This window comes from Corynebacterium sp. CCUG 61414, assembly GCF_024453945.1.
Taxonomy (GTDB): domain Bacteria; phylum Actinomycetota; class Actinomycetes; order Mycobacteriales; family Mycobacteriaceae; genus Corynebacterium; species Corynebacterium pseudogenitalium.
The window spans coordinates 1-24,233 of the sequence record NZ_JAGPYU010000001.1; the positions used below are offsets into that span (position 1 = coordinate 1).

A 24,233-nucleotide genomic window follows, 5' to 3' on the forward strand; every position below is an offset into this window, starting at 1 on the left:
AAACCATATCTGGTTGTTGGCCGAGGTCATCCCAGGAAACCAGATAGATTTATACACACAAAATGTCCCTTAAGCCCCGAGGAATCGGGGAGGGCCTTTTTCACGTCGCCACGACATTTCCACGACATTTTGAAAAAGTGTCGTCGAGTCGTCGTTCCGCCACGACATCCAAGTCACCATCAAACAAATCAGCGTAAACGTTGAGTGTCATTGCTGCCGAAGCGTGGCCCAATTGTCGTTGTACGACCTTCACGCTCGCCCCGGAACCAACCATGAGCCCGGCGGCGACGTGGCGTAGCCCGTGTGGGGTGAGCTTCGACGGGAACGACGTGTCCTTGCCTTGGCAGCGTTTCACTGCGTGCGCGAAGAATGATGTGTGGCCCAGGGGTCGCAGTGGCCCGCCGTTGGTTGCGGTCCACAGCAGGGCGTCTTTCGTTTTGCCGCGCGTGCGCTTCTCAAGCAGACCGGCAACCCACTCGGTGATCGCTACGGTGCGTTGCTCGCCGGTTTTTGGGGTGCCGTAGATAGGGCCGGCCGTGGTGTGGCGGGCGTTGCGTTCGACGCGTATGCGGCGGCGTAGGAAGTCGATGTCGCCGACGCGCAGGGCGGTGGCTTCGCCGTAGCGTAGCCCGGAGGTGCCGAGTAGGGCTATGAGGTCACCCATGTCGCCGCATTCACGCACAAGGGCTTGTAGCTGGCCTGGGGTGAGGTACACCTTTATGCCGGGGTTCTTTTTGGGGAGTTTCACCCCACGCGCCGGGTTTGATGGGATCATGCGGTCTTGTACTGCCAGGTCCAGTATTTGGGCGAGGACCATGTGGCAGTTGCGTACGGTGGTTGGGGATGCTGGTTCGTTGGTTGGTTCGGGGTGTTTGCCGGAGGTGTGTTTTTTGATGGTGCCGAGCCATACCTGTATCTCGGATTGGCGGATGGTTTTGATTTGGCGGTCGCCCCACATGGGTTCGACGTGGATGCGCCATGTTGATTCGTTGATGCTTTTGGTGGCGGGTTTGAGGTGCGCCCAGGATTGTTTCCATGTGTTGGCGAGGTCGTTGATGGTGGTGGTGCCGAGTTCGGGGGCGATCCAGTCACCGTCTCCCATGGCGGTGGTGTTTTTCGCGGCCCAGGCTTGGGCGTCTGATTTTCTTGCGAAGCCTTGTTTGGTGCGGCCTTTTCCGGTGGGGTCTCGGTATTGGACGCGCCATTTGCGGCCTGTCGTTGTTTTGTATGGGGTGATGCTTGCCATAATGGGTGTGTCCTTCCTTTGTTGGGTTGGATTGGTGGCCCCCTGGCACTTCTGGTTTTTCTGCATGGCCACATTGGGAAAACCCTTCGGCCATACCTGAACCGCAGGATTGGGAACACTCAACCACATGTCCAAACTGCGGCAACAAACTGACCTGGGATTTTAGCGACCCCATAGCAACAGTTATCCATACCGGATATACGGAGGAAGAGATTAGCTAAAATCGGCTCTAGTACACCCAATTCAATTAGAGACGAAACATGGCCACGAAGAACCGGACGATTTTCTACTACTCACCAAAATGGTGGGATAAGGACGACCAACCTATCGATATCCCAAGTACATTTTGGAACGATATTTGGGATGAGATTAATGCTTTAGATGGGTCGAGCTTTTCATTTAAGCACTATGGGAGGGACTATATTGTCCAGGCAGCAAGTATAAAATCTCCTTCCGTAAAGTTCCTGTATATTGGAAAGGTTCGTTCTAAAGACGATTGGCCTGACCATCGAGACCAGGGCAGCGACCAAATTGAGAGGCTCGCTCAAACTGGTATCGGTGGTCATCTCATCGAAGGTGCCTACCTGACCGCATCAGGGCACGAAAACGTAGTAGCAATATCGAGAACTCAGAATGGAGCTACAGTCTCCGCCATTAGCGCAGCAATTTCTCACCATTTCAATACTCTTCAAAGCGGAAATCGCTTCGAATTAACCCCGTTTGTCCGTAGGGACCAACTCAGACGTCTGCAAGAAGCTGATGGTGCAACTAGACTTCAGCTCACGCTCGACAATGATGTAGACCTTGCAGAACTTGATGGGGATGACAGTGTGAGTAAAGCTTTGGCGAAAGCTAAAGAAATCGACACCGGAAATCAGATGACGGTAGGTATCACTCTAAGCTTTGGCAATTATACTGTCTCCCCCTCAATACAGGATGATATTAAGACTGCGCTTGTCAACCTGTTTGGTAAGGAAACGGATATTCAGAAATTCAAAAAAGCTGAGGCCACCTTGACCAATTGGGACAAGGATGGAAAGCTGCGCAAAGATTCGATTGACTTCATCTCCGATCGAATCACGATTAAAGAATCGTTCCAGAACGAAGAAAATGAGCAACCAGGGCCCGAGCATATTCTTCAGGGAATGCTTGAAGCAAACAGTAAATTTCGCGAAAAACTTCGTAAACTTTAGAAGTTATCCCATAGAAGGCAGAGAGGCATACAATGAAGTGGGGAAAGACACGGAAGGAGATACTTCGTTCTTATCCACGTCTAATTGATGCAACGCTGCTAACACTCACTATGTTACATGCGCTGCTTGCTCTGACGGGTCAAATACCTGATATCTGGCATGCGTTGTCAGACTCTGCGACCCCAGATCGAACTGAGTCCCTCTATACCGGCGCGCTTGGGGCTGCAGCTACAGTATCGGGTTTTTCTGGTGTAGTAGTAATATTTGCTCTGACTGCCAACGGCAAACGCTTTCAAAAACTCCGAGTACTTGGAGGGAAAGCATTAAAGTCCAATTGGATAAGTTCCACATCATCTGGATTTTTCGCAGTCCTTGCTTTCACACTTGCTAATCTTCTTAGCCTTCTCAATTGTCCGAGTATTGCCCCATACATATTTCAAGCAGGATTCCTGTTACTCGCGCACTCTTCAATTCGTTTAGTTTGGCTACTTGGAGAACTCACCGAAATTGTCATTGCTGCAGATCGCGATGCTATTAAACAAGCTCGGCAAGTTTCCTCTACCCGCGAATTGCATGGCTGACCGGATAAAATAAAGAGCTCTATTATTGAGAAATCGAAGTTTCTCAGTCTAGCTGGAGCATTAAACATGCTGCGCCGCCTGGCCCCGCACAACCTCGTGCAGGGGCCATTTTTAATACCCAAAACCACCCAACCACTGAGGAGAAACCACCCATGAAAAACTGCGAACTCAAAATCGCCACCGCCACCACCCGCACCTCCTCCCACTGAACCAACCAACACACCACCCTCCAAGACCTACAGACAATCATCGGCTTCTACAAAGGAGAAGGCAATGACAGATGAAATGATGACCGCGACCGTTTACAGCCGCCCACACTGTGTGCGGTGCACCACCACGATCCGCGCACTCACACGCTGCGGGGTCGTCGTGCAGGTCTGACAGCTCGACGACTACCCCGTGAAGATTGTGGAGATGGAAATGAAGGGCTGGCAGGAGCTGCCACTAGTGGAGGTCCACGACGCACGTGGTGAGCTGGTGGGCATGTGGTGCGGGTTTAGCCAGGTACACATCGACCGACTCAAGGAGGGGCAATGACCAAGCTCAGGGCTTTAGCCCGTGAGAGTATCTGGTGCCGGGTTCAAAGCATGGGCTTTAAGGAGTGCGATGCTGGTCGCTGAAAATCGGCCAGTCTGGGCAGAAATGGTCGACCTGCATCGCACGCTTCTAACACCTCGACCGGAACGGAAACTGACTGGTAGTTCATCAGTGAAACCGGGAACAATCTTTGTGGACATCCGTCGCGACCTGGGAAGACGTGAGTGGTGGTCGACGGGAACAGGCCCAAAACGAAAAATAGTTCCCGAGCCCGGGAACTATTTCAGTGGTAGAACGAGAGCGCAAGGGGTGGCGCACCAAAATCTAGGATTTTCGCGACGCACCTTTGCATTTGCTCAGGTCGTCAGGGGTCGTAATGGATTGTGGTGCACAGCGAATGCCCAGGAACGTGCAGGACCTTCTCTAGTGGTCCGCAACCGCCTCAGTAGCACCAGACTCAGCAGCGCGACCTCGCTCCAAGAACAGGAGCAGGAGCCCAACCACGATCCAGATGAGCAATACCCACCAGCTCTGGGTTGCTCCGAGGCCATCGAAGTAGGAAAGGGAGCGCACGAGGTGTCCGGTGGCGCCGATTGGCATCCACTGGCCGAGCGTCGACCAGCCGACGGGGAGGAGCCACGGCCCGGTGGCCAGGCCGGAGAGCGGGTTGGCGACGAAGATGGTCAGGATCGCGCCGAGGCCCACGCCGGGCAGCCCGATGACTGCGCCCAAACCGGCGGTGAGCAGCGACGTCGCGAGGATGCCGCAGCCGATGCCGAACCACTCCATCCCGAAGCTGCCGGTGAGGGTCCCGTAGACGGAGTGCAGCATCCACGTCGCGACCAGCGACCCGAGCGCAGCAATCCCCACGAGAACGGCGAGTTTTGTCCACTTCTTTCCGCGGAATCCGAGTGTCGCGATGACGGCGGAGACAATTCCGCCGAACGCCAGCGGCAGTCCGAGCAGCGCAAGGCCGGTCGCTTGCGGGTCGTCCGGGGAGGTCGGCGCGAGGTCTTCGCGAGTCACGTCCATGCCCTGAGCTTCGAGTTGTCCCGCCATGCCCTCGATCATCTGCGCATACGGTGCGCCGTTGCCGGAGGCGGTGTATGCCGTCGCACCCTGCGGGGTGACCACGAGCCCACCCACCGCTTCACGCTGTGCGATCGCATCGCGCACTTCCTCGTCGGAATCGCGTACGAGGAGGGTGGGGCCGTCCTCGCTTAGTGTTGCTTCCATCTTTTCGACGAGCGGTCCCGGCGCCGCAACCGCCAGCGGCACATTGCGCGGGCCTGATGCGAAGGTTGGTGCGAGGAATGCGAAGAGCATGAGCCCAATGATGATCGGGATTCCAATGACGGCGCCGACCGCCTTGACTGTTGAGTTGTTCGTTGCGTTCACGGGAACCTCCTATATGGAACGCAGTGTTTCACTTACACAAACCGAACATAGTGTTCCATTTGTTAAGCTGTCAAGCATGAGACAAGACGCACGCGACAACCGCGAGGCCATCGTCACCGCAGCCCGCTCACTTCTTATCGACGTCGGCCCCGGCGTTTCCATGCGCGCCATCGCGAAGGAAGCCGAGGTTGGAGTGGCGACAGCCACGCGACATTTCCCGGAGCGCATCGACCTCCTGGATGCCATTGGCGAACACGCGGTGGAGGACATCAACCACGTCATCGATCGCCACCTCGACGAATTTGCCGACGTCCCCCGCAACGCCTGGCGCCAAGCCACCCACGAAATCGGGGACCTCAAACACGCGGCGCTTGCGCAGGCGATCTTCGCCGATTCCATGAGTGACCCCGCGACTATCAAGCGGCGCGAACCCATGATCGAGAAGCGGATTAGGGAGATCCGTGCCTGCTACAACCGCCTCCTCGACCCTGCCAAAGCTGCCCACCTATGCCCCGAAGATCTAGACCCCATTGAGTTCCACATCGGCCTTGGTGTGGTGACCCGTCCACTGCCAGCCGGGGTGCCGGTCAATAACGTGGCAAAAAACCTGGTTCCGAACCTCATCGATTTATTGCTGGACGGTCTCGAGCAGCGCGCGCAGGGGTAGGAGGGTGAGCTGCCTAAAGGTCCGAAAGAAGTTCCGGTCGAGGTATTCAAGGAGTGCGATGCTGGTCGCTGAAAATCGGCCAGGCTGGGCAGAAATGGTCGACCTGCATCGCACGCTTCTAACACCTCGACCGGAGCAGAATCGGCATGGTAGCCCAGGAAAGTTCCCCGAAGGCGAACGCCCAGAAACCCCTACAGCTCCGCCTCGATGGCGGTGAAGACGGCCTGCATGCTGGCCTGCGGCGTGCCGGGGACGACGTCGGCGAGGACGACGCCGACTCCTTGCGGGGCCTGGAAGGTGACGGCTTCGGCGTCGAGGGGCATGAGGGCGCCGATGATGGCAAGTTCGGCATCAGCGATGCCAGCAGAACCAGAAGAACCGGCCGGGATGTCGATGTCGGTGACGTCCCATTCGCCGACGCGCAGGCGGAGGGAGCCGGTTTCGATGTTGTCGGGGTCGGGGAAGACGGCGACTTCGCGCAGCTCGGCGCGCAGGGCTTTGGCGGCGAGGGCGATGTAGTCGAGGAGGTGGACGAAGGCGTTGTCGGTTTGGGGGACGCTGTGGACGACGGAGTCGATGAGCGGGGCGTTGTGGGGTCCGCGCAGGCCGAGCAGCGTGGTCATCGGGGCTTCGCGGAAGGCGTCGAGGTCGTCGAGGATGGCGTCTTCGATGTCGGCGGGTTCGGCGGCGGCGTCGAGGTGGATGTTGGCGTCACCGAGCAGCGTGAGGCAGCGGGCGAGATGTTTGACGTCGCGTTGGGTCAGCTGGTGGGGCATTAGCGTTCTTCTTCCTTTTCGTATGATTTGGCCCAGGGGTTGCGCCGTTGGGTGCCGTAGCGGGACCGCGCCTGAGCGGGAGCAGCGGGAGCAGCGGGGGCGGAGGCGGGAGCAACAGGCTCGGCGGGTTCGGAGGGGGCGTCGAGAAGCTCGGCTTGTTCTTCTTTGAAGCGGCGGCGTTCGCGGGTTTCGGCCCAGATGAAGTAGATGAGGCCGGCGGGCGCCATGATGCCGAAGGCGATCCACTGGAGTCCGTAGGAGAGGTGGTTGCCGGTCTCGAGCATGGGTAGGGGGATGGCGGTGAGGACGCCGGGGGAGTCGCTCAGGAGTTGGACGTAGGGGCTGGCCAGGGCGGTGTCGGTGAGTTCGCCGACTTGACCTGGGCTGATGGAGTAGACCATGGTGTAGCCCTGGTCGTTGAGGGGTGCGGAGGGGTGTACGCCTTCGTCGACGCGCATCATGCCGGAGATGGTTTGTTCGCCGGTGGGTGGGGCGTCGATGTCGGGGACTTGGGTGGAGCCGATGGCGGGGACCCATCCGCGGTTGACGAGCACGCTTTGTCCGTTGTCCAGGCGGAATGGGGTCAGTACTTGGAAGGATGGGGTTCGGTCGATGGGGCGCAGGCGCAGCAGCACATCGCTGTCTTGGGCGTAGGTGCCAGTTGCGGTGACGCGGGTCCACTCGGCGCCGGGCGCGAGTTCGCCCTGCTTGTCGACGACCTCTCCGATCGGCACCGGGTCATGCTCGAAGGCGGTCTTGATGTGGTCGTTGCGCTCCACGAGCGCTTCGTTCTTGTTGAGCTGCCATGGCGCCAGCAGGGTGAACGCGAAGTAGGAGAACAACACGATCAGGATGGCGACGATGACCCATCCGGGGGTCAGAAACGTTTTCCACCATGGTTGTGCACCTGTTTCAGGTTGCATTGTTGCTCCCGCTTTCACAGATTCCGTACTTTCTCCGGCTAGTCTAGCTGCGCTTTGACCCAGCTGATAATACCTGGGGCGGCGGCTTCGATTTGTTCGCGTGTGGTTTGGAAGCCGTCGGCGCCGCCGTAGTAGGGGTCTTCGACGCCGGCGCCTTCGGGGGCGGCTGGGTCGAAGGAGCGCAGCAGGCGGATGCGGGATTCGGGGACGCCGCGGGCGATGAGTTCGGAGACGTGGTTGGTGTCGAGGGCGACGATGAGGTCGGCATCGATTTGGTTGGCGCCGAACTGTTGGGCGCGGTGGCGGGTGCCGTCGTAGCCGTGGTTGGCGAGTTCGGCGACGGCGCGCGGGTCGGCGGGGCCGCCGACGTGCCAGCCGCCGATGCCGGAGGAGGTGACGCGGACGTCGTTGGCGAGGCCGGCGTCGGCAAGTTTGGCGGCGATGATGACTTCCGCCATGGGCGAGCGGCAAATGTTGCCGGTGCACACGAAATCAATATGCATAGAGGATCTCCTTGAGCTCGGTTGCGGTTTGTGCGGTGTGGGTGGCCTGTGCCCACTCCTCGGCGTCGCCGTATCCCCAGGTCACGGCGACGGACGGGATGTCGAAGTGGGCGGCACCCGTGAAGTCGTGGGTGCGGTCGCCGACCATGATGGGGCGCTTTGCTGCGAAGGTGTTGTGGACGTACTCCAGCACCGCGATCTTGGTGCTGCGGCCGCGCTCGTGGTCGGCGGCGCCGAGGAAGTCCAGGTGCGGCCAGATGCCCGCGCGCTTCAGCGCGAGTTCGGCGAAGGTTTCGCTTTTGGACGTCGCCGTACCGACACGGAACCCATCCCGGTCAAGCTGGGCGATGAGTTCGGCCATGCCGTCGAAGACGGTGAACTGCTGCCACCCGTCGGTGCTCATGAAGTCGGAGTAGACCTGCATCGCGGCGTCGACTTGCGCGGGCGTGCACCCGGCCTTCTCGTAGGACTCGCGCATGGGCGGCCCCGGGATCTTCGCGATGAACGCTTCGTCGGGCGGGGCGACGTCGATGGCGGCGAGCCCCCGCAGGAAGCCTTCGCGGATTCCTGGGAAGGAGTCGAGGATGGTGCCGTCGACGTCAAAGAGCACGGTCGGGCGGTTTGTTTGGAGTGTCACGCCCACCAGCATTCCAGGTTTGTAGGCTAGTTGCCATGACGACGAAGACTGTAGGAGATATTGTCGCGGCACTCGAGGCCGCCTACCCGCCCGAACTCGCCGAAAGCTGGGACCAGGTCGGCCTGATTTGCGGCGACCCGGACGAGCCCGTGCACAAGGTGGCGTTTGCCCTGGACTGCACGATGAGCGTGGTGGAGCGCGCGCTGGAGGAAGGCGCGGACATGCTGGTGGTTCACCACCCGCTACTGCTGCGCGGGGTGCACTCTGTTGCGGCGAATACGCCGAAGGGCAAGGTCGTGCACACGCTGATCCGCGGCGGCTGCGCGTTGTTCGCGGCGCATACGAACGCGGACTCGGCGCGCCCGGGGGTCAATGACAAGTTGGCGGAGCTGGTCGGGATTCGGCCCGGCAGGCCGATTCGCCCGGTGGGGGATGTGGACGTCGATACGCCGGGGGCGCTCGAGCGAGCCACCGGCCTTGGGCGAGTGGGCACCCTGCCTGAGCCGATGACCCTGCGCGAGTTCACCCAGCGCGTGGCCGACGCCCTGCCTGAGACCGTGTGGGGCGTGCGCGCCGCAGGCGACCCGGAGCAGATGGTGCGCACCGTCGCCGTCTCCTCCGGCTCGGGCGACAGCTTCCTTGACGATGCGAGGGCGCTCGGCGTCGATGTCTATGTCACCTCGGACCTGCGCCACCACCCAGTCGACGAGCACCTGCGCGCTGGTGGGCCCGCCGTGATCGATACTGCGCACTGGGCGAGTGAATTTCCGTGGACGCAGCAGGCAGAGGGTATCGTGAACCCGCTAGGCGTGGAAACGTGCATCATCCCGGTGCGCACGGACCCGTGGACCGTTTCCGCCCACCCGAATCAAGCCAAGTAAAGGAGCAGTGCTTCCCCGTGAAACTTGCCGTAGAACTCCAGCAGGTACTACTGAATCTTGCCAAGGCTGACCGCCAGGCCGCCCACCCCGAGGCCACGAGCGAGGAGGAAAAGGAGCTGCAGCGCCTCACCGCGGAGCTCGAGCGCATGCGCGGTGCGGCGTCTGCGGCGCAGCTCGCCGTCGACGACATGGAGCTGGAGATCTTGCGCATCCAGGAAGACGAGCGCAAGCTCAAGCGCCGCGACCTGGACAACAAGCGCATGCTCGGCGCGGAGACAGACGAGGAGCGCCGCAAGGACCTGCAACACGATCGTTACACCACGAAGTCGCGCATCGCGGATTTGCAGTATGAGCTGAAGGAGGCCCACAACGAGATCGCGGCGCTGCGCAACAACCGCGACAACCATGGGGCTCGCCTGGACGGGCTCGAGCGCAAGGTCGAGGCCGCGCAGCGCGCCGTGGACGCTCTCCCGGCACGCGAGCGCGTGGACACCGAAGCACTGCGCAGCCAGCTGCCCGCGGACGTCCTCGAGGCCTACGACGAAATCGGCGCCGCCGCGTTCAACGGCCGCACCTGCAACGGCTGCTTCATCGCCCTGCCCGCCACCGAGCGCAACCAGGTCAACGCCACCCCGGCCGACGAGGTCCCAATGTGCCCGAACTGCGGCACACTGCTCGTGCGCACCCAGGTACAGGAGTAGGCGCATGAAGGTAGCCATGTTTTGCGACGGCGGCTCCCGTGGCAACCCCGGCGTCGCCGGAAGCGGTGCCGTCGTCTACGGCCCGGACGGGGAGACGCTGGCGGAAGTCGTCTACGCGGTGGGCAAGAAGTCCACGAACAACGTCGCGGAGTACCACGGACTCATTGAGGGTTTGAAGGCCGCCATCGACGCCGGCGCCGACGAAGTCGCGGTGTCCATGGACTCCAAGCTCGTGGTCGAGCAGATGAACGGGCGCTGGAAGATCAAGCACCCCGACATGCAGCAGCTCGCACTTGAGGCGAAGCAGCTCGCACGCACGTGCACAAAGGTGACGTACACGTGGGTGCCGCGCGCCAAGAACAAGAAGGCCGACGAGCTGTCCAACGTGGCCATGGACGCCGCCGCGAAGGGCAAACAGGGTCTCGTTGCACACGAGGCGCCCGCGCAAGCACCGAAGCAGGTCGCCTCGGCAGCACCAAAAGAGGCACAGCCCCACGAGACGGCCAGCCCCGGCCACTGGTCCGGCACCGACGCCCCGCGCACCCGCTTCGTGCTGCTGCGCCACGGCCAAACCGAACACTCCGCCCGCCGCGTCTACAGCGGGCAGGCCAACCCGCCGCTCACCGAAATCGGGCAGGCGCAAGCGCGCCGGGCCGCGGCCGCGCTCGCCGAGATGGGGCACATCGACGTGATCGTTGCCTCACCGCAGGCGCGTGCCCAGCAAACCGCGCAGGCCTGCGCGGACGCGCTCGGGATTGCGCACGAGGACATCGTCACCGAGGAGGGCTTCCGCGAGGTGGACTTCGGTGACTTCGAAGCGCTCAGCAGGCAGGACGCGCAGCAGCGCTACCCCGAGGAGTTCGAGGCGTGGCAGGCCTCCGCCGCCACCGCGCCGCCGAACGGGGAGTCGCTGGCATCGCTGCATCGCCGCGTCACGCGTGCCCGGCTGCGCGTCCAGGAGCGTTACGAGGGCAAAACCATCCTCTTGGTGGCGCACACCACGCCGATCAAGTCGGTGATCCGTCAGGGGCTGAACGTGAGCGCTGAAGTGTTCAAGCACCTGTTTCTGGACTTGGCGTCGATTTCTGTGGTGGAGTTCTACGGGGAGATGGGCGTGGTGCGCTGCGTCAACGACGTCGCCCACCACCGAAAATAAAGCGCACCGGCCGCTGTGTTGTAGAGTGGCACAGTGCGAATGAGCCGGCCGGGCGACCGCGTCGCCCCGAACCGCCACACGCGTTGTGGCTGGCGGGGACCGAGGAAAGTCCGGACTCCACAGGGCACGGTGGTTGCTAACAGCAACCCGGAGCGATCCGCGGGCAAGTGCAACAGAAAGTACACCGCCAACCCAGGCAACTGGGTAGGTAAGGGTGAAAGGGTGCGGTAAGAGCGCACCGGCATGCACAGTGATGTGCGTGGCCAGGTAAACCCCACCGGGAGCAAGGCAAGAACCGCAGCCGCAAGGCTGGGGTCGTCGGACGTGATGAGGCTGCCCGCCCAGTCCGAAGGTAGCTGCTTGATGCGCCCAGCGATGGGACGCACAGATGGATGGTTGCCGCCCGCGCCTACGGACGTGGGTACAGAATCCGGCTTATAGGCTGGCTCATTCGCCTTACACTTCGATCCTGCCAACCTCACCCGTCGTGATCGGGATGACCAGCAGGTTCTCCTCCATCCGGGAGGCAAAGTTTTCGGCTTTCGACGCCGGCACCAGCGCCAGCACCGACTGGGAGACCCCAGGTGCGGCTGGTCTTGCGACGCTCGCTCCGCACTCGCACGCGAGCTGGCTCAGCAGCGCCGGGGTTGCCAGGGCCTCATCGGTGGCGTCACCCGCGTGGGGGCTTAGCGCGTTGACCAGCGCATCGATCTGCTGCGAGCGCAACGCCTGCGCCGCTCCCAGTGCGCGTGCCGTTTCGTCCTCACAGCGCTGCAGCACTGCGCGTGCGCGCCGCGGATCCGGTGCGGAACTATCGCCAACGGTGTGGCGGGCCTCCACCCACTGGACCACGCGCGCGGTCGCGTCAGGTAGTTGGCGCAGCGAGGCCACGCCGAAGTTAGCGGCTGCCGTCTCGATGAACTCCTGGCGCCGCCGCATCGACTCCGCGAACGCGTCCGGCTGCGGTGCCTGCTCCTTGGCCACCACGAACAGCCGCAGGCCAAGGCGCTCCGGGTGGGTGATCTGCGTGACCGAGCCGTCCGCCTGCTCCACAAGGTTCAGCGTGGTGCCGTGGCCGCGAAGCGCCGCGGTGTAGCGCGCCTTCAGTGGGCTGGACGTGGCGTACGCGGTGGCGGACTGTGCGCAGACCTCCGCAAGCTTCGTGCGCAGGGGAGGGGCGTCGATATCGTCGTGGGCGCCGGCGCATGCCAACGTGATGGCGGCTTCTGCCGCGGCAATCTCGCCGAGGCCAACTCCGTGCGGGACGTGGGAGACCACCGAGATGTCCATTCCCGTGGTCTCGCGGGAAAGCACCTGGCGGTGGATCAGCGTATGGATCAGCCCGGTAATCCGGTGCGCGAGCTGCGCTTCCTCGGTGCCCGCGGTAGGGGCGTTGAGTGCCGCCAGGGTGGTGGTCGCGGCGAGGATCCGGCCGTCGGCACGCGTGAACTGGAGCGAAATGACATCGTCCGACCTGCGGCTCACCGCGGCACACACCCGCTGTGGGCCAAGCCCGATGATGCTCGCCCCGCCATAATTATCGACGCCATCACCAGCCACCACCACCGTTGCCGGCGCGGAAGCGACGTGGTCGGGGGCGCAGCCAGCGTGGTGGGCATGCGCAGCACGCATCTCCTGTTGGACACTCATAGGGCACAACCATACCCGTGGCGCTAAGGTGGGCGCCATGAACGGAAACTTCTACTACAACCCGACCACCGGCGAGATCACCGAGGGCAAAGAACAGTCCTGGGAAAACCGCATGGGCCCCTACAAGACGCGCGAGGAAGCCGAGGATGCGCTGCGCATCGCGGCCGCGCGTAACCAGCAGGCGGACGCGGAAGAGGCCGCCGAGGACAACTGGGGCACCCCACCTTCCTGGGAGAAGTAGCCCCTACTACACGAACAGGGCTTACAGGGCTTTCTGTGCTGCCTTCTTTACTTCGCGGATTGCGCCGAAGTAGCCGCGCAGTGCCTTTTCACCGTCGCGGAGTTCGCGTTGGAAGCACATGCCGTAGGCGAACACGTCCTCGTCGCGCTGGCGCGCCAGCTTCGCAAGCACCAGCAGCTCCTCGCGCGAGGTCGCGCAGTCCTGGAAATCACCCAGCATCGATTGCAGGCGCTTGCAGGCCTTGATGAGGCGCTTGAACTTCGGGTCGCCGGTGGCGGCCGCGGCGTAGCGCAGCCGCTTGGCGGCCTTGCGCACGTCGTGCACGTAGGCCTCGCGCTTCGCGCGCGGCAATGACGTGTCGTGGTAGCGGTCGTCGACCTTGGCGTGGCGCTTCATCAGCTTCTTATATGCCTTGCGCACGTGGCGGGCCAGGGCTTCGTCGTTGTCCTTGATGCCCTCGCGCACCTGGGGAGGATTCGCGATGAGTTCATCGATGGCGTCGAGAAGGTTGAGGTAGGCGTCGCTGTTGCACATGTTGACGATGTTGCGGTGCGCGAGCTTGTACACGCTGTGCATATCCTCGCGCAGGTGGGCTGCGGCAGCATCATCCATGCAGCCGGAGTCGTCAGTGTCGAGCAGCTGTAACCACCGGGCGTGCACCACCTCAGCGTCTCTCGCCACCCCGAGCACGCCCGCGACGTGCTTGAGTTCCTTCTCGATCTTCGAAAACGCATCGCCCTGCACGAGCCCGTCGAAGGTGCGCAGGATGGAGCGCAGCTCCCGGATTGCCACTCGCTGCTGGTGCACCGAGTCCCACTGGTCGGCGCGTACGGCGCGGTCGCCGTGGACGATGGTGTCGCGAAGCGTGCGTACGGAAGTTAACAGAGAATGTAGCGGGGAATCCGCAGGCAGGTGCGCCTCGGTGAGGTGCGGAGGCAGCGGAGCTTTCGCCAACGAGTCCCCGAGTGCGGACGTCAGCTTCGACGGCGAGGAGGACGGGCGAGCGCCGGAGGAGAGCAGGTAGCGCTCCGCCTGGCGCAGCAGGGACGCACCTGCGTTGGTACCCGCGACCTGCTCCGTGAGTTCGAGTTCCCACTCGCGCCAAGTGGTGTGCGAACCCCCTGGTAGCAGGGAGCGGGCGGAGACGTGGTCGTCGCAAAACTCGGCGACGGGCTGGCCTTCCTCGTCGGCGAGGATGGTTTCCACGCGGTGGTTGTCCACCTGGGCAATGGGCTGCAGCGGGTGGCGGCGAACGATGGCGCGGACGGCGTCGACAAGCTCCTGCGGGACCGTGTGCGGGTCCTGCAGTGGGCAGCGTAGCTCGGTGCGGCCTTGACCTGCTGGAATCTTCATGTGCCAGCCGTCGTCCGGGCCTCCCGTGCGGCGGCGCAGCGTGATCTTCTCGCGCGTCAGGCGCAGGTCAGCCGTGTCATAGTAGATTGCGGAGAGCTGCTGGTGGCTCGTGCTCGCGAGCGCGGACACCCCCGGCAGCTGCCGCATGTCGGGGACGGCGGTGGAGTCGTCGACAGCTAACTTGATCTCAATTTCTACGTACTCATGTGGTGCAGCCACGGCGAAGCCCTACTTTCAACACGAAGCATGTGCGGTCACCGCAAAGTCTAACGCGTTCGCCCACTTTCGCGGCGGCACGAGCGCAGGCGCAGTAGGGTACAACACTATGGACACGCAACAGGAAAACGTACTTCGCATGGTTGAACAGCGAGACATCGCGTTCATCCGCCTGTGGTTCACTGACATTTTCGGATCCCTGAAAACCGTCATGATGAGCCCCGCCGAACTTGAGGCCGCCTTCGACGAGGGCGTGGGCTTCGACGGCTCCTCCATCGAGGGCTTCTCCCGCATCTCCGAGTCCGACACCTTGTTGCGCCCGGACCCCTCCACCTTCCAGCCGCTGCCGTTCGACGAAGGCACCGGCCTGCAGACCGCCCGCATGTTCTGCGACATCACCATGCCGGACGGCGACCCGCTCTACGCCGACCCGCGCCAGGTACTGCGCCGCCAGATGACGCACGCGCGTGAGCTCGGCTTCGAGTTCAACGCCAGCCCCGAGATCGAGTACTACGTGCTCAAGCAGAACATGCCTGGGGAGGACCCGGTGCCGGCGGACAAGGGCGGCTACTTCGACCAGGCGAAGCGCAACGAGGCGCCGAAGTTGCGCCGCCAGGCGATCGCCGCGTTGGAGTACATGGGCATTGTCACTGAGTTTTCCCACCACGAGGCCAGCGCCGGCCAGCAGGAGATCGACCTGCGGCACACCGACGCGCTGACCATGGCCGATAACGTGGTCACCTTCCGCTACATCGTGAAGACTGTCGCGGAAGCCAATGGCGTGCACGCCACGTTCATGCCGAAGCCGTTCGCGGACATGGATGGTTCCGCGATGCACACCCACTTCTCGCTGTGGGAGGGGGAGACCAACGCCTTCCACGACCCGGACGATGAGATTTCGCTGTCTAAGACGGGCCGCCAGTTCATCGCGGGCATCATCGAGCACGCCAACGAGATCTCCGCGGTGACGAACCAGTGGGTCAACTCGTATAAGCGCCTCCAGTTCGGCTCCGAGGCGCCGACCGCGGCGACGTGGGGCGTTTCCAACCGCTCCGCGATGGTGCGCGTGCCCACCTACCGCCTGCACAAGGCGGACTCGCGCCGCATCGAGGTCCGCTCGTTGGACTCCGCCTGCAACCCTTACCTTGCGTACGCGGCGGTGCTGGCAGCGGGCTTGCGCGGCATCGAGGGCGAGTATGAGCTCGACGAGCCAAGCCGCGACGACGTATTCGCGCTGACTCGCCGGGAGCGCCGCGCGATGGGGTACCGCGACCTGCCGAACTCGCTCGACCAGGCGCTGCGCCACCTGGAGCGCTCCGAGTTTATGGCGGAAGTGCTCGGGGAGCAGGTCTTCGAGTTCTTCCTGCGTTCGAAGTGGGACGAGTACCACGCCTACACCTCCCAGATCACCCCGTGGGAGATCGAAAGCGGCATCGACCTTTAAGGAAACACCATGTCTGCAGATGCACCCTTGCCGAACCCTGCGAAGCTCGGGCTGACCAGCCCCCGCGCCGCCGAGGACTTAACCACACTCGGCATCACGGATGCGAAGGTGCTCGCAGCGCTTGCCGACGCCGGCGATCCAGACCTGGCGCTCAACACGCTCTACCGTCTCTTCAGCGCGCTTGACGACGCCCCATCCTGGCAGGACGTGCAGTCCCACCTGGCGGCCGACGGCCAGTTCCGCACCCGGCTGTTCGCGCTGCTCGGCGGCTCCACGGCGCTGTCCGACCACCTGGTGGCGCACCCGCAGCGCTGGTGCAGCCTGCTCGAGCCGCTCCCAGGCAGCGAGGAGCTCTTCCGCACGATGCTCGCGGCCGTCGATGCCGCACCCGCGGGCCTCGAGGGCGACACAGCAAGCGAGGACCTGACCACCCCCGGCACCTACCGGGCGGGGCAGGAGTGGTCGCGTCACGCCAGCGCCACCACACCGCTTCGCGAGCACTACCTCACCCTCATGATGCGCATCGCCGCCTCCGACCTCGCAGGTGAGGTGGGCTACCGCGACGTCACCGAGTACGTCACAACGCTCGCCGACGCCGCTCTGACCGCAGCGCTGGCCGTCGCCATCCGCGAAACCTACGGCGACGACGACCCCGACTCCCGCCTCGCGATCATGGCGATGGGCAAGTGCGGCGCCCGCGAGCTGAACTACATCTCTGACGTCGACGTCATCTTCGTCGCCGAACCAGCCACAGCCCCGGCAACCAAGACCGCCAGCACCGTGATGCAGCTTGGCACCGCGTGCTTCTTCGAGGTCGACGCCAACCTCCGCCCCGAGGGCAAGTCCGGCGCGCTCGTGCGCACCGTCGACAGCCACCTGGCCTACTACAAACGGTGGGCGCAGACCTGGGAGTTCCAGGCGCTGCTCAAGGCGCGCCCGATGACAGGCAGCGCCGAGCTGGGGCAGCGCTACATCGCGGCGTTGCGCCCGCTGGTCTGGGAGGCGTCGCAACGCACAAGCTTCGTCGAGGACGTCCAGGCGATGCGCAGGCGCGTGCTCGAGCACGTGCCGAAAGACCTGCGCGAGCGCGAACTCAAGCTGGGCAGCGGCGGGCTTCGCGACGTCGAATTCGCCGTCCAGCTGCTCCAACTCGTGCACGGGCGCATCGACCCAAGCATTCGGGTGAAGAACACCGTCGACGCGCTCCAGGTGCTTACCGACGGCGGCTACATCGGCCGCGAGGACGGCGCCAAGCTGATCGACGCCTACGAGTTCCTCCGCCTGCTCGAGCACCGACTGCAGCTCACCCGCTTCAAGCGCACCCACCAGCTGCCCAAACCCGACGACGCGAAAGCGCTGCGGTGGCTCGCGCGCACCTCAGGCTTCCGCACCGGCCCACGCGCGACCGCGACCGAGGCGCTGCGCACCCGCCTCAAGCAGGTCCGGTTCACCGTGGCCAACCTGCACGAACGCATTTTCTACCGTCCGCTGCTTAGCGCGGTGGTGAACCTGAGCTACGGCGAGGCTACCTTGAGCGCCGACGCCGTCAAGGCCCAGCTCGCCGCACTCGGCTACCGCCACCCGGCGCGCGCCCACGACCACCTCACCGCGCTGGTGAAGGGCACCTCGCGCCGGGCGAAGCTGCAGGCGATCCTGCTGCCGTCGCTCATGCACTGGCTGGGTGGCACCGCGGACCCGGACGCGGGGCTGTTGAACTACCGCAAGCTTTCGGAGGCGGCGGAGGATAAGAGCTGGTTTTTGCGCATGCTGCGCGACGAGGGCGTGGTCAGCCAGCGCCTCATGCAGATCCTGGGCACCAGCCCGTACGCCTCCGAACTGATCATCGCGGCCCCTGAGGTGGTCAAACTCTTTGGCGACGGCTCCTCGGGTCCGCGCCTCATCGAGGCGGCGCCCGACCAAGTGGAGAAGGCGATCGTCGCAGCCGCCGGGCGCTACGAGGACCCGGACCGCGCGGTGTCGGTGGCGCGTTCGCTGCGTCGGGCGGAGCTCGCGCGCATCGCCGCTGCCGACCTGCTCGGCTTCATGGAGGTGCGCCAGGTCTGCGAGGAGCTCACCTACGTGTGGGACGCCGTTCTGCGCGCCGCGCTCGCCGCAGAGATGCGCGCCCAGCACCAGGACCCCGAGCGCCCAACGCCGGCGCGCATCGCTGTGATCGGGATGGGCAGACTCGGCGGGGCGGAGCTCGGCTATGGCTCGGACGCGGACGTGATGGTGGTTGCCGCAGCCAACGAGGGCTACAACGACCACGAAGCAACCGTGTGGGCCGCCAAGGTCATTGAGGCGATGCGCGCGCGCCTGGCCAAGCCGAGCGCCGACCCACCCCTCGAGGTCGACCTCGGACTGCGCCCCGAGGGGCGCTCTGGCGCGGTGGTGCGCACGGTGGAGTCCTACGAGCGTTACTACACCGAGTGGGGCGAGGTGTGGGAGCGCCAGGCGCTGCTGCGCGCCGTCACCATCGCCGGTGACCGGGACCTCGGCGCGGACTTCCTCCGCGTCATCGACCCAGTGCGCTACCCGCCGGGGGGTGCCAGCCAGCGCGACATCAGGGAGGTCCGCCGCATCAAGGCGCGCGTGGATAACGAGCGCCTGCCGCGCGGGGCGGACCGCGCCACCCACACCAAGCTGGGCCGCGGGGCGCTCGCCGACGTCGAGTGGACCGTGCAGCTGCTCACCATGATGCACGCGCACACCCACCCGGCCTTGCACACCACCTCCACGCTGGAGGCCCTCGACTACCTCGCCGACCCAAACGACGACCGACCGCAAGTGATTGAACCGCAGCAGGCCCGCCAACTGCGCGAGGCCTGGCTGATGGCCACCAGGGCCCGCAACGCCATCGTGCTCGTCACCGGCAAGCGCACCGACCAGCTGCCCGCGCCGGGCACACAGCTCGGCCCCGTCGCAGGCTCCGCGGGCTACAGCCCGGAGCACCAACAGCAGTTCCTGGAGGACTACCGGCGCACCACCCGCCGCGCATATCGCGTGGTGGAGGAGGTGTTCTGGGGCGAGGCGCCGTCGCACGAGTTCGAATAACTTATGCTGGTGCCCATGGCTGTACAGATCTCAATTGACCTTGATAATGCAACGTTCGCGGACCTCGTCGCGCTTGTCGACGCCGCCCGCGTCGCCGGCGTCACCCCCGACACCGAACTCGAACTGGCAGATTCCACGCTGAGCATCGCCGTGGAGCCCGGCACCACGGATGCACACCAGCAGCGCGTGCCCGAGCGCACCCGCGAAGGCGAGGGGCCGACCACGGTCTCCACGCCCGGATCCTCGGCGCTGCCGCAGCTTGGCGACGCCGCCATCCGCTCCGTCGTTGACATCCTGACCGGGCGCCAGGAACCCCCGCGGCGCTAGTTTGCCTTCGTTGGTGGCGCTTGCTCGACGATCTTGAGTCGGCGCATCTGCGGCTGCGCCTTCGCCCGTGCCACCAGCAGGCCCACGATCAGCAGGACTGCTAGCACGTAGACCGCGATCCAGGCGTACTGGAAGTCCTCCCACGTGTACTGCACCGAATCTGCCGAGTGGTCCAGCAAAATCCCCACCGCCTGGGCTGCCACCATGGAGGATGTGAACCCGCCCATGTTGGCCAGGCCGGTGCCGGTCGCCACCATGGCGGGCGGCACGTGCTCGCGCACGTTATCGAAACCGAAGTTGGACGCGGGCACCACCGTGCCCATCACGATCACCACCGCCAGGATCGCGCCGAAGCCGCGCGGAGTGGACGTCGAAAAGAACCACAAAAACATCAGCGGCGTCAGCGAGCACAGCACGATGACCGCCATGTCACGGCGCACGCCCAAGCGTGCAGAGACCGCACCGAGCACCGGCGATGCGACGATCATGCACACCGTCAGCACGATGAGCACCGTGCCGGCCTCCTGCTCGTTCAGGCCCATGCCGAGCGTCATCATCGGCACACCCCACAGCAGGGTGAAGGTGATCATCGGGAAGATGGAGAACCCGTGGATGAAGAATGCCTCCCAGCACACCGGTGAGCGCACCACCGTCGAGAGCGTGGTGCGAAGCGGCACCTTTGCACTCTTGGCGGGGGATGCTTCACCGGGCTTCGTGGGGGCGTCCGCCACCGCCACCACCGCGGCGAGCGCCACGAGCACCCCGACCGCACCGAGCGAGACGAACGCGACCTGCCAGCCCTTCGCGTGCAGCAGCGCCAAGAACGGCACCGCGGACAGGAACTGACCCATCTGCCCAATCGCAGTGGACAGCTGCGTAAACAGCGGCGTCTTGCGGGGAGGGAACCAGCTCGGCAGGATACGCATCACTGCCAGGAACGCCGTGGCGTCGCCCGCGCCGATCAGCACGCGAGCCGCAAGCGCGACAGGGTAGGAGGACGTAAACCCGAGCAGGATCTGGCCCACCGCCATCACGAGTGCGCCGACGATCAGCATGAAGCGCGGACCCTGCCTATCGATGAGCACCCCGGTCGGGATCTGCGCCAACGAGTACACGCCAACCTGCACTGCGGTGAACACTGCGATCCGAGAAGCGTCGATACCAAAGCGGTCGATCGCCTCAACTCCCGCGACGCCGAAGGACGTGCGGCCCAAGATGGCGACCACGTACACCGCGACCGCGCCGAACCACACAAAAAGGGCGCGTCGGGTGACGCGCTGCTGTGGATCGTTGGTCTGGGAGACAGGGGAGTTGGAATGGGGCATGCGGTACAAGGTACTCCCTCGGTTAGGCAATCCGGCATGCGGGTCCGGTGCGTCACGTAGACTGTGCAACCGTGGATTACATTTCAACGCGCGATACCGCAGGCACAACCTACAAGTTCACTGACATCCTGCTCACGGGCTTAAGCCCGGATGGCGGCTTGTTCCTTCCCGTGGAGTACCCGCAGCTGAGCCCCGAGCAGCTCGACAGCTGGCGCACACTGCTCGCCGAGCGCGGGTACGCGGCACTCGCCGCCGAGGTGCTCAAGCTCTTTATCGACGACATCCCGCACGCCGACATCGAAGCGATCACCGCCCGCGCCTACCGCACCCCCGTATTTAACGACGCCGCCATCGTCCCCGTGACCAAACTCGAGGACGACCTGTGGCTGGCACACCTCTCCGAGGGGCCAACCGCGGCGTTTAAGGACATGGCGATGCAGCTGCTCGGCGAGCTCTTCGAGTACGAGCTGGGCCGCCGCGGCCGCCACCTGAACATCCTGGGCGCTACCAGCGGCGATACCGGTTCCTCTGCCGAGTACGCGATGCGCGGCCGCGACAACATCCGCGTGTTTATGCTCACCCCGGCTGGCAGGATGACGCCATTCCAGCAGGCCCAGATGTTCGGCCTGGACGACCCGAACATCTTCAACATTGCCCTCGATGGCGTCTTCGACGACTGCCAGGATGTGGTCAAGGCCGTCAACGGCGACGCCGACTTCAAGGCCAAGTACGCCATCGGCGCCGTCAACTCGATCAACTGGGCGCGCCTGCTTGCCCAGACGGTCTACTACATCTCCACCTACCTGCGCGTGACTGACAACAACTCGCAGAAGGTGAGCTTCTCGGTGCCAACCGGCAACTTCGGCGACGTGTGCGCCGGCTACATCACCAAGCGAATGGGCCTGCCTGTTGACCGCCTGATCGTGGCAACCAACGAAAACGACGTCCTCGACGAGTTTTTCCGCACCGGTCAGTACCGCCCGCGCAGCGCGGCCGAGACTCAGGCGACGTCCTCGCCATCCATGGATATCTCGAAGGCGTCGAACTTCGAGCGCATGATGTTCGACGCCGTCGGGCGCGACGCCGCGTTGACCAGCGAGCTCTTCGGTACCAAGGTCAACGATGGCGGCTTCGATGCTGAGGACTTCGGCGGTGCAGACGTCCTCGACCGCATCCGCGACGCGTTCGGCTTCTGTTCCTCCTCGTCCACTCACGCTGACCGAGTGGCGACCATTCGCGAGGTCCACGAGCGCTCGGGCGTGCTGATTGACCCGCACACCGCCGACGGTGTCCACGCCGCTCGTGCTGTCAGCGGTGACGTCAACACTCCTGTCGTCGTGCTTGAGACGGCGCTGCCGGTGAAGTTCGCCGAGACCATCGTCGAGGCCACCGGCACCCAGCCGGAGGTGCCCGAGCGCTTCCGTGGCATCATGGACCAACCACGGCACGTCACCGAATTGCCGAATGACGCCGACGCCGTGAAAGCCTTTATCCAAGACTCCATCGAAGGGAAGTAGCACATGGCACAGGAACAGTTCGCAGGCCCGGAGTACTTCACCGAGTTCGACCCCGAGAAGTTCATCCGAGACATGAAGATTCAGAAGGAAGAAGCTGCCAAGGGCGACCCCGCCTTCGCTGACGATGAAGCGGGCGATGAGCAGTAGCGGCGACCTCGCCAAAAAATACCAGCCCGAAGACGGGCAACAGTGGACGTTCCCGGAGCCGGTCGCCCCAGTAGGGCAGTCGGCGCCTCGTCGCGGGCTAGGTGGTGCCGCGTGGTTTACCGTCATCGTCGCCGCGCTGTGCTTGGTCGGGATGGTGGTGTGGCTGGGCCTGCACACCTCTGAAATAGACACGCGCACCGCCGAGGAGCGCCAAGCCCAGGAAGCCGTCCAGCGACCCGGGGAGCAACCGCCTGCCGCGGCAACGGGCAACCGGATCCTGGTGCCCGAGTTCGCACCGTGGGCGCCGGGCTCGCTGATCCAGTCCACGGACCACTACCCGGAGCCGGGGGAGCGCTTCACCGCGCAGTCCTGCACCGTCGCGTTCACGTTCTCGGGTGCCGACGGCCGCTCCTACGCCGTCACCGCCGGGCACTGCGGGCGTGAAGGCAACCTGGTGTGGCCGAAGGGGGCCTCGGACACGAACGACTACTCGCAGGAAGTCGGTAGGTTTATCTACTCCGGGCTTTACACCCCTGATGTAGAGGACCCAGAGGCGGAGCGCATCGACGTCGGCATTATCGAGATCTACGACACGGACCGCGCTGTGCCGCTCGTCGGCGACCCGATCCCGACAGGCGTCGGTGCCGAGATCGGCCCCGTTGACCGCGTCTGCAAAACGGGCGGGACGACCGGCTACACCTGTGGCCACTTCGAGGCCGCGAGCCGCGTCCAGATCGTGACCGCCCACGACGACGAAGAACAGCGTGAGTCCCGCGGCGACATCGCAGGCGTCTGCGCCTCCTCCGGCGACTCGGGCGGCCCCGTCTTCGCAGACGTGAATGGGCGCGCCACCATCATCGGCGTGGTCTCCGGGACGGAAGCCGACCGTTCAGGAGAGGAGTGCTGGGAAGGCATGGAGGACCCGATCATGATGTCCTACTCCAACGTTGATCAAATTCTGAGCGTCATCGAGCGCGTCGTGCCGGACGCCGAGTGGGTCGAACAGCAGTGGTGAGCTACTTGGAATCAGGCGTGGGATCGGTGTGCAGGGGGTGCTCGCCCTTGTTATCAATCACGAGCGTGGTCACTTCGCCCGCCCCATATGCCTGGTAGACCACCTCATCGACTCCGTCGGGCAAGCCACGCTCCTTCCACATTGCGACGAGGCTGTCGCGTGAGGCGTCATCGTCGACGTTCATCCACGTCACTTTCGTCGTTTGCTTGGACGGGTAGTGCAGGAACCCGACGAAGTCGGCGTCGTAACTCAGCGCGAGGCGCATTTGCTGCGCAATCGATTCTGGTGCGGGCGCTTCGTGGCAGTAGTCCCACAAACTCACGTTGAGGTTGCTGCCCGTGCGCAGCTCGACGCCGGGGATGCAGTTCTGCTGCAGCAGGCGTGAGAGGTGGCCCGAGAACGAGTCCACGTCTTGCACCGCGGTATCCGTGATGTTGCCGCGCAGCGCTGCGCCGCGGTGTGCTTCGTGCACCTCCGCGTTCGCGATCAGGTACGGCCGGATGCTCGCTTCTATCGACGCGATGTCGGCCTGCGGTGCCTCGGGCTGAAACACTAGTTCGCGCTGCAGCCGAGTCTCCTGTGGAGCGTTGTGCTGGTAGGCGTACAACGCGACTGCCAGCGAGGCCAGCACCACCACGAGCGCTCCGTACACCGCCACAAACAGTGCAGTTGGCACCCGGCGAAGCAAAGCGACAGACTGTGCGGAGTCATCAGTGGTGGTGTGCAACATGCCGTAAATAGTAAC

The 24,233-nt window shown here is 63.9% G+C and carries 23 protein-coding genes and 1 other RNA gene; 14 read left to right on the forward strand and 10 right to left on the reverse strand.

The window, feature by feature from the left end:
* Positions 1-100: 100 nt before the first annotated feature.
* Positions 101-1,246, reverse strand: a complete 1,146-nt coding sequence (locus KBX14_RS00005) for a site-specific integrase (protein WP_256041628.1) — start codon at positions 1,244-1,246, stop codon at positions 101-103.
* A gap of 260 nt (positions 1,247-1,506) precedes the next feature.
* On the opposite strand from KBX14_RS00005, the gene KBX14_RS00010 reads away from it, so the two are divergent.
* On the forward strand, positions 1,507-2,439 hold the full coding sequence (locus KBX14_RS00010) for a hypothetical protein (protein WP_070362152.1): 933 nt from the start codon (positions 1,507-1,509) through the stop codon (positions 2,437-2,439).
* A 32-nt stretch (positions 2,440-2,471) separates the two neighbouring features.
* Entirely contained in the window at positions 2,472-3,020 is a 549-nt protein-coding gene (locus KBX14_RS00015) for a hypothetical protein (RefSeq protein ID WP_256041629.1), read from the forward strand.
* Positions 3,021-3,980: 960 nt separating this feature from the next.
* Here KBX14_RS00015 and KBX14_RS00020 read toward each other — a convergent pair.
* Positions 3,981-4,955, reverse strand: a complete 975-nt coding sequence (locus tag KBX14_RS00020) for a hypothetical protein (protein ID WP_070362153.1) — start codon at positions 4,953-4,955, stop codon at positions 3,981-3,983.
* A 76-nt stretch (positions 4,956-5,031) separates the two neighbouring features.
* Here KBX14_RS00020 and KBX14_RS00025 point away from each other — a divergent pair, with 76 nt between their 5' ends.
* Positions 5,032-5,622, forward strand: coding sequence for a TetR/AcrR family transcriptional regulator (locus KBX14_RS00025; protein ID WP_084028560.1), 591 nt, complete (start codon positions 5,032-5,034; stop codon positions 5,620-5,622).
* 191 nt (positions 5,623-5,813) lie between these two features.
* On the opposite strand, the gene KBX14_RS00030 is transcribed toward KBX14_RS00025, so the two are convergent.
* The 4 genes from KBX14_RS00030 to KBX14_RS00045 are packed head-to-tail and all read right to left on the reverse strand — an operon-like array spanning position 5,814 to position 8,461.
* On the reverse strand, positions 5,814-6,398 hold the full coding sequence (locus tag KBX14_RS00030; protein WP_256005259.1) for a hypothetical protein: 585 nt from the start codon (positions 6,396-6,398) through the stop codon (positions 5,814-5,816).
* Positions 6,398-7,321 (reverse strand): SURF1 family protein, encoded by a 924-nt coding sequence (locus KBX14_RS00035; protein WP_070477941.1) that lies wholly within the window; start codon positions 7,319-7,321, stop codon positions 6,398-6,400. Before KBX14_RS00035 ends, KBX14_RS00030 begins: the two co-directional genes overlap by 1 nt.
* Before the next feature lie 38 nt (positions 7,322-7,359).
* Positions 7,360-7,824, reverse strand: a complete 465-nt coding sequence (locus tag KBX14_RS00040) for a low molecular weight protein-tyrosine-phosphatase (protein ID WP_070477939.1) — start codon at positions 7,822-7,824, stop codon at positions 7,360-7,362.
* Entirely contained in the window at positions 7,814-8,461 is a 648-nt protein-coding gene (locus KBX14_RS00045; protein ID WP_255366067.1) for an HAD hydrolase-like protein, read from the reverse strand. Before KBX14_RS00045 ends, KBX14_RS00040 begins: the two co-directional genes overlap by 11 nt.
* A 35-nt stretch (positions 8,462-8,496) precedes the next feature.
* Here KBX14_RS00045 and KBX14_RS00050 point away from each other — a divergent pair, with 35 nt between their 5' ends.
* The 4 genes from KBX14_RS00050 to rnpB all read left to right on the forward strand — a co-directional run bounded on the left by KBX14_RS00050 (position 8,497) and on the right by rnpB (position 11,653).
* Positions 8,497-9,342, forward strand: a complete 846-nt coding sequence (locus KBX14_RS00050; protein WP_070362158.1) for a Nif3-like dinuclear metal center hexameric protein — start codon at positions 8,497-8,499, stop codon at positions 9,340-9,342.
* 17 nt (positions 9,343-9,359) lie between these two features.
* The gene (locus KBX14_RS00055) at positions 9,360-10,043 is read left to right on the forward strand and encodes a zinc ribbon domain-containing protein (RefSeq protein WP_070975120.1); all 684 of its coding nucleotides are present in this window, start codon (positions 9,360-9,362) and stop codon (positions 10,041-10,043) included.
* Positions 10,044-10,047: 4 nt separating this feature from the next.
* Positions 10,048-11,199, forward strand: a complete 1,152-nt coding sequence (locus tag KBX14_RS00060; RefSeq protein ID WP_256005256.1) for a bifunctional RNase H/acid phosphatase — start codon at positions 10,048-10,050, stop codon at positions 11,197-11,199.
* Positions 11,200-11,239: 40 nt separating this feature from the next.
* Positions 11,240-11,653, forward strand: an RNA gene (gene rnpB, locus KBX14_RS00065) — RNase P RNA component class A.
* A 2-nt stretch (positions 11,654-11,655) separates the two neighbouring features.
* Here rnpB and KBX14_RS00070 read toward each other — a convergent pair.
* A complete protein-coding gene (locus tag KBX14_RS00070; protein WP_256041630.1) occupies positions 11,656-12,849 on the reverse strand; it encodes a galactokinase in 1,194 nt (397 codons plus the stop codon).
* 37 nt (positions 12,850-12,886) lie between these two features.
* On the opposite strand from KBX14_RS00070, the gene KBX14_RS00075 reads away from it, so the two are divergent.
* Positions 12,887-13,090, forward strand: coding sequence for a hypothetical protein (locus KBX14_RS00075; protein WP_070362162.1), 204 nt, complete (start codon positions 12,887-12,889; stop codon positions 13,088-13,090).
* A gap of 21 nt (positions 13,091-13,111) precedes the next feature.
* On the opposite strand, the gene KBX14_RS11250 is transcribed toward KBX14_RS00075, so the two are convergent.
* On the reverse strand, positions 13,112-14,662 hold the full coding sequence (locus KBX14_RS11250; RefSeq protein ID WP_070477928.1) for a CYTH and CHAD domain-containing protein: 1,551 nt from the start codon (positions 14,660-14,662) through the stop codon (positions 13,112-13,114).
* A 106-nt stretch (positions 14,663-14,768) separates the two neighbouring features.
* On the opposite strand from KBX14_RS11250, the gene glnA reads away from it, so the two are divergent.
* Genes glnA through KBX14_RS00095 form a run of 3 tightly spaced genes read left to right on the forward strand, consistent with a single transcriptional unit; the run spans position 14,769 to position 19,484 of the window.
* A complete protein-coding gene (gene glnA / locus KBX14_RS00085) occupies positions 14,769-16,103 on the forward strand; it encodes a type I glutamate--ammonia ligase (protein WP_070363460.1) in 1,335 nt (444 codons plus the stop codon).
* A 9-nt stretch (positions 16,104-16,112) separates the two neighbouring features.
* Positions 16,113-19,157 (forward strand): bifunctional [glutamine synthetase] adenylyltransferase/[glutamine synthetase]-adenylyl-L-tyrosine phosphorylase, encoded by a 3,045-nt coding sequence (locus tag KBX14_RS00090; RefSeq protein WP_070477927.1) that lies wholly within the window; start codon positions 16,113-16,115, stop codon positions 19,155-19,157.
* A gap of 15 nt (positions 19,158-19,172) precedes the next feature.
* Positions 19,173-19,484, forward strand: coding sequence for a hypothetical protein (locus KBX14_RS00095; protein WP_070363461.1), 312 nt, complete (start codon positions 19,173-19,175; stop codon positions 19,482-19,484).
* Here the strand turns inward: KBX14_RS00095 and KBX14_RS00100 are convergent.
* Positions 19,481-20,809, reverse strand: coding sequence for a nitrate/nitrite transporter (locus KBX14_RS00100; protein ID WP_071572417.1), 1,329 nt, complete (start codon positions 20,807-20,809; stop codon positions 19,481-19,483). The two genes, KBX14_RS00095 and KBX14_RS00100, sit on opposite strands and share 4 nt — an antisense overlap.
* Positions 20,810-20,880: 71 nt before the next feature.
* Between KBX14_RS00100 and thrC the strand changes: the two genes are divergently transcribed.
* The 3 genes from thrC to KBX14_RS00115 are packed head-to-tail and all read left to right on the forward strand — an operon-like array spanning position 20,881 to position 23,488.
* Positions 20,881-22,326, forward strand: coding sequence for a threonine synthase (thrC, locus tag KBX14_RS00105; RefSeq protein ID WP_256041631.1), 1,446 nt, complete (start codon positions 20,881-20,883; stop codon positions 22,324-22,326).
* A gap of 3 nt (positions 22,327-22,329) precedes the next feature.
* Positions 22,330-22,473, forward strand: a complete 144-nt coding sequence (locus KBX14_RS00110) for a hypothetical protein (RefSeq protein ID WP_168156175.1) — start codon at positions 22,330-22,332, stop codon at positions 22,471-22,473.
* Positions 22,463-23,488, forward strand: a complete 1,026-nt coding sequence (locus KBX14_RS00115; RefSeq protein WP_256041632.1) for a trypsin-like serine protease — start codon at positions 22,463-22,465, stop codon at positions 23,486-23,488. The genes KBX14_RS00110 and KBX14_RS00115 overlap by 11 nt, the downstream gene beginning before the upstream one ends.
* A 1-nt stretch (position 23,489) precedes the next feature.
* Here the strand turns inward: KBX14_RS00115 and KBX14_RS00120 are convergent, their stop codons facing one another.
* Positions 23,490-24,218, reverse strand: a complete 729-nt coding sequence (locus KBX14_RS00120) for a hypothetical protein (protein WP_256041633.1) — start codon at positions 24,216-24,218, stop codon at positions 23,490-23,492.
* Between the last annotated feature and the right edge of the window lie 15 nt (positions 24,219-24,233).

Coding starts and splice junctions, on each gene's coding strand:
- KBX14_RS00110 (WP_168156175.1), top strand. CDS start 22,330: ATGGCACAGGAACAGTTCGCAGGCCCGGAGTACTTCACCGAGTTCGAC.
- KBX14_RS00030 (WP_256005259.1), bottom strand. CDS start 6,398: ATGCCCCACCAGCTGACCCAACGCGACGTCAAACATCTCGCCCGCTGC.
- glnA (WP_070363460.1), top strand. CDS start 14,769: ATGGACACGCAACAGGAAAACGTACTTCGCATGGTTGAACAGCGAGAC.
- KBX14_RS00050 (WP_070362158.1), top strand. CDS start 8,497: ATGACGACGAAGACTGTAGGAGATATTGTCGCGGCACTCGAGGCCGCC.
- KBX14_RS00120 (WP_256041633.1), bottom strand. CDS start 24,218: ATGTTGCACACCACCACTGATGACTCCGCACAGTCTGTCGCTTTGCTT.
- KBX14_RS00040 (WP_070477939.1), bottom strand. CDS start 7,824: ATGCATATTGATTTCGTGTGCACCGGCAACATTTGCCGCTCGCCCATG.
- KBX14_RS00015 (WP_256041629.1), top strand. CDS start 2,472: ATGAAGTGGGGAAAGACACGGAAGGAGATACTTCGTTCTTATCCACGT.
- KBX14_RS00100 (WP_071572417.1), bottom strand. CDS start 20,809: ATGCCCCATTCCAACTCCCCTGTCTCCCAGACCAACGATCCACAGCAG.
- KBX14_RS00005 (WP_256041628.1), bottom strand. CDS start 1,246: ATGGCAAGCATCACCCCATACAAAACAACGACAGGCCGCAAATGGCGC.
- KBX14_RS00010 (WP_070362152.1), top strand. CDS start 1,507: ATGGCCACGAAGAACCGGACGATTTTCTACTACTCACCAAAATGGTGG.
- KBX14_RS00035 (WP_070477941.1), bottom strand. CDS start 7,321: ATGCAACCTGAAACAGGTGCACAACCATGGTGGAAAACGTTTCTGACC.
- KBX14_RS00060 (WP_256005256.1), top strand. CDS start 10,048: ATGAAGGTAGCCATGTTTTGCGACGGCGGCTCCCGTGGCAACCCCGGC.
- KBX14_RS00075 (WP_070362162.1), top strand. CDS start 12,887: ATGAACGGAAACTTCTACTACAACCCGACCACCGGCGAGATCACCGAG.
- KBX14_RS00115 (WP_256041632.1), top strand. CDS start 22,463: ATGAGCAGTAGCGGCGACCTCGCCAAAAAATACCAGCCCGAAGACGGG.
- KBX14_RS00025 (WP_084028560.1), top strand. CDS start 5,032: ATGAGACAAGACGCACGCGACAACCGCGAGGCCATCGTCACCGCAGCC.
- KBX14_RS00070 (WP_256041630.1), bottom strand. CDS start 12,849: ATGAGTGTCCAACAGGAGATGCGTGCTGCGCATGCCCACCACGCTGGC.
- KBX14_RS00095 (WP_070363461.1), top strand. CDS start 19,173: ATGGCTGTACAGATCTCAATTGACCTTGATAATGCAACGTTCGCGGAC.
- KBX14_RS00090 (WP_070477927.1), top strand. CDS start 16,113: ATGTCTGCAGATGCACCCTTGCCGAACCCTGCGAAGCTCGGGCTGACC.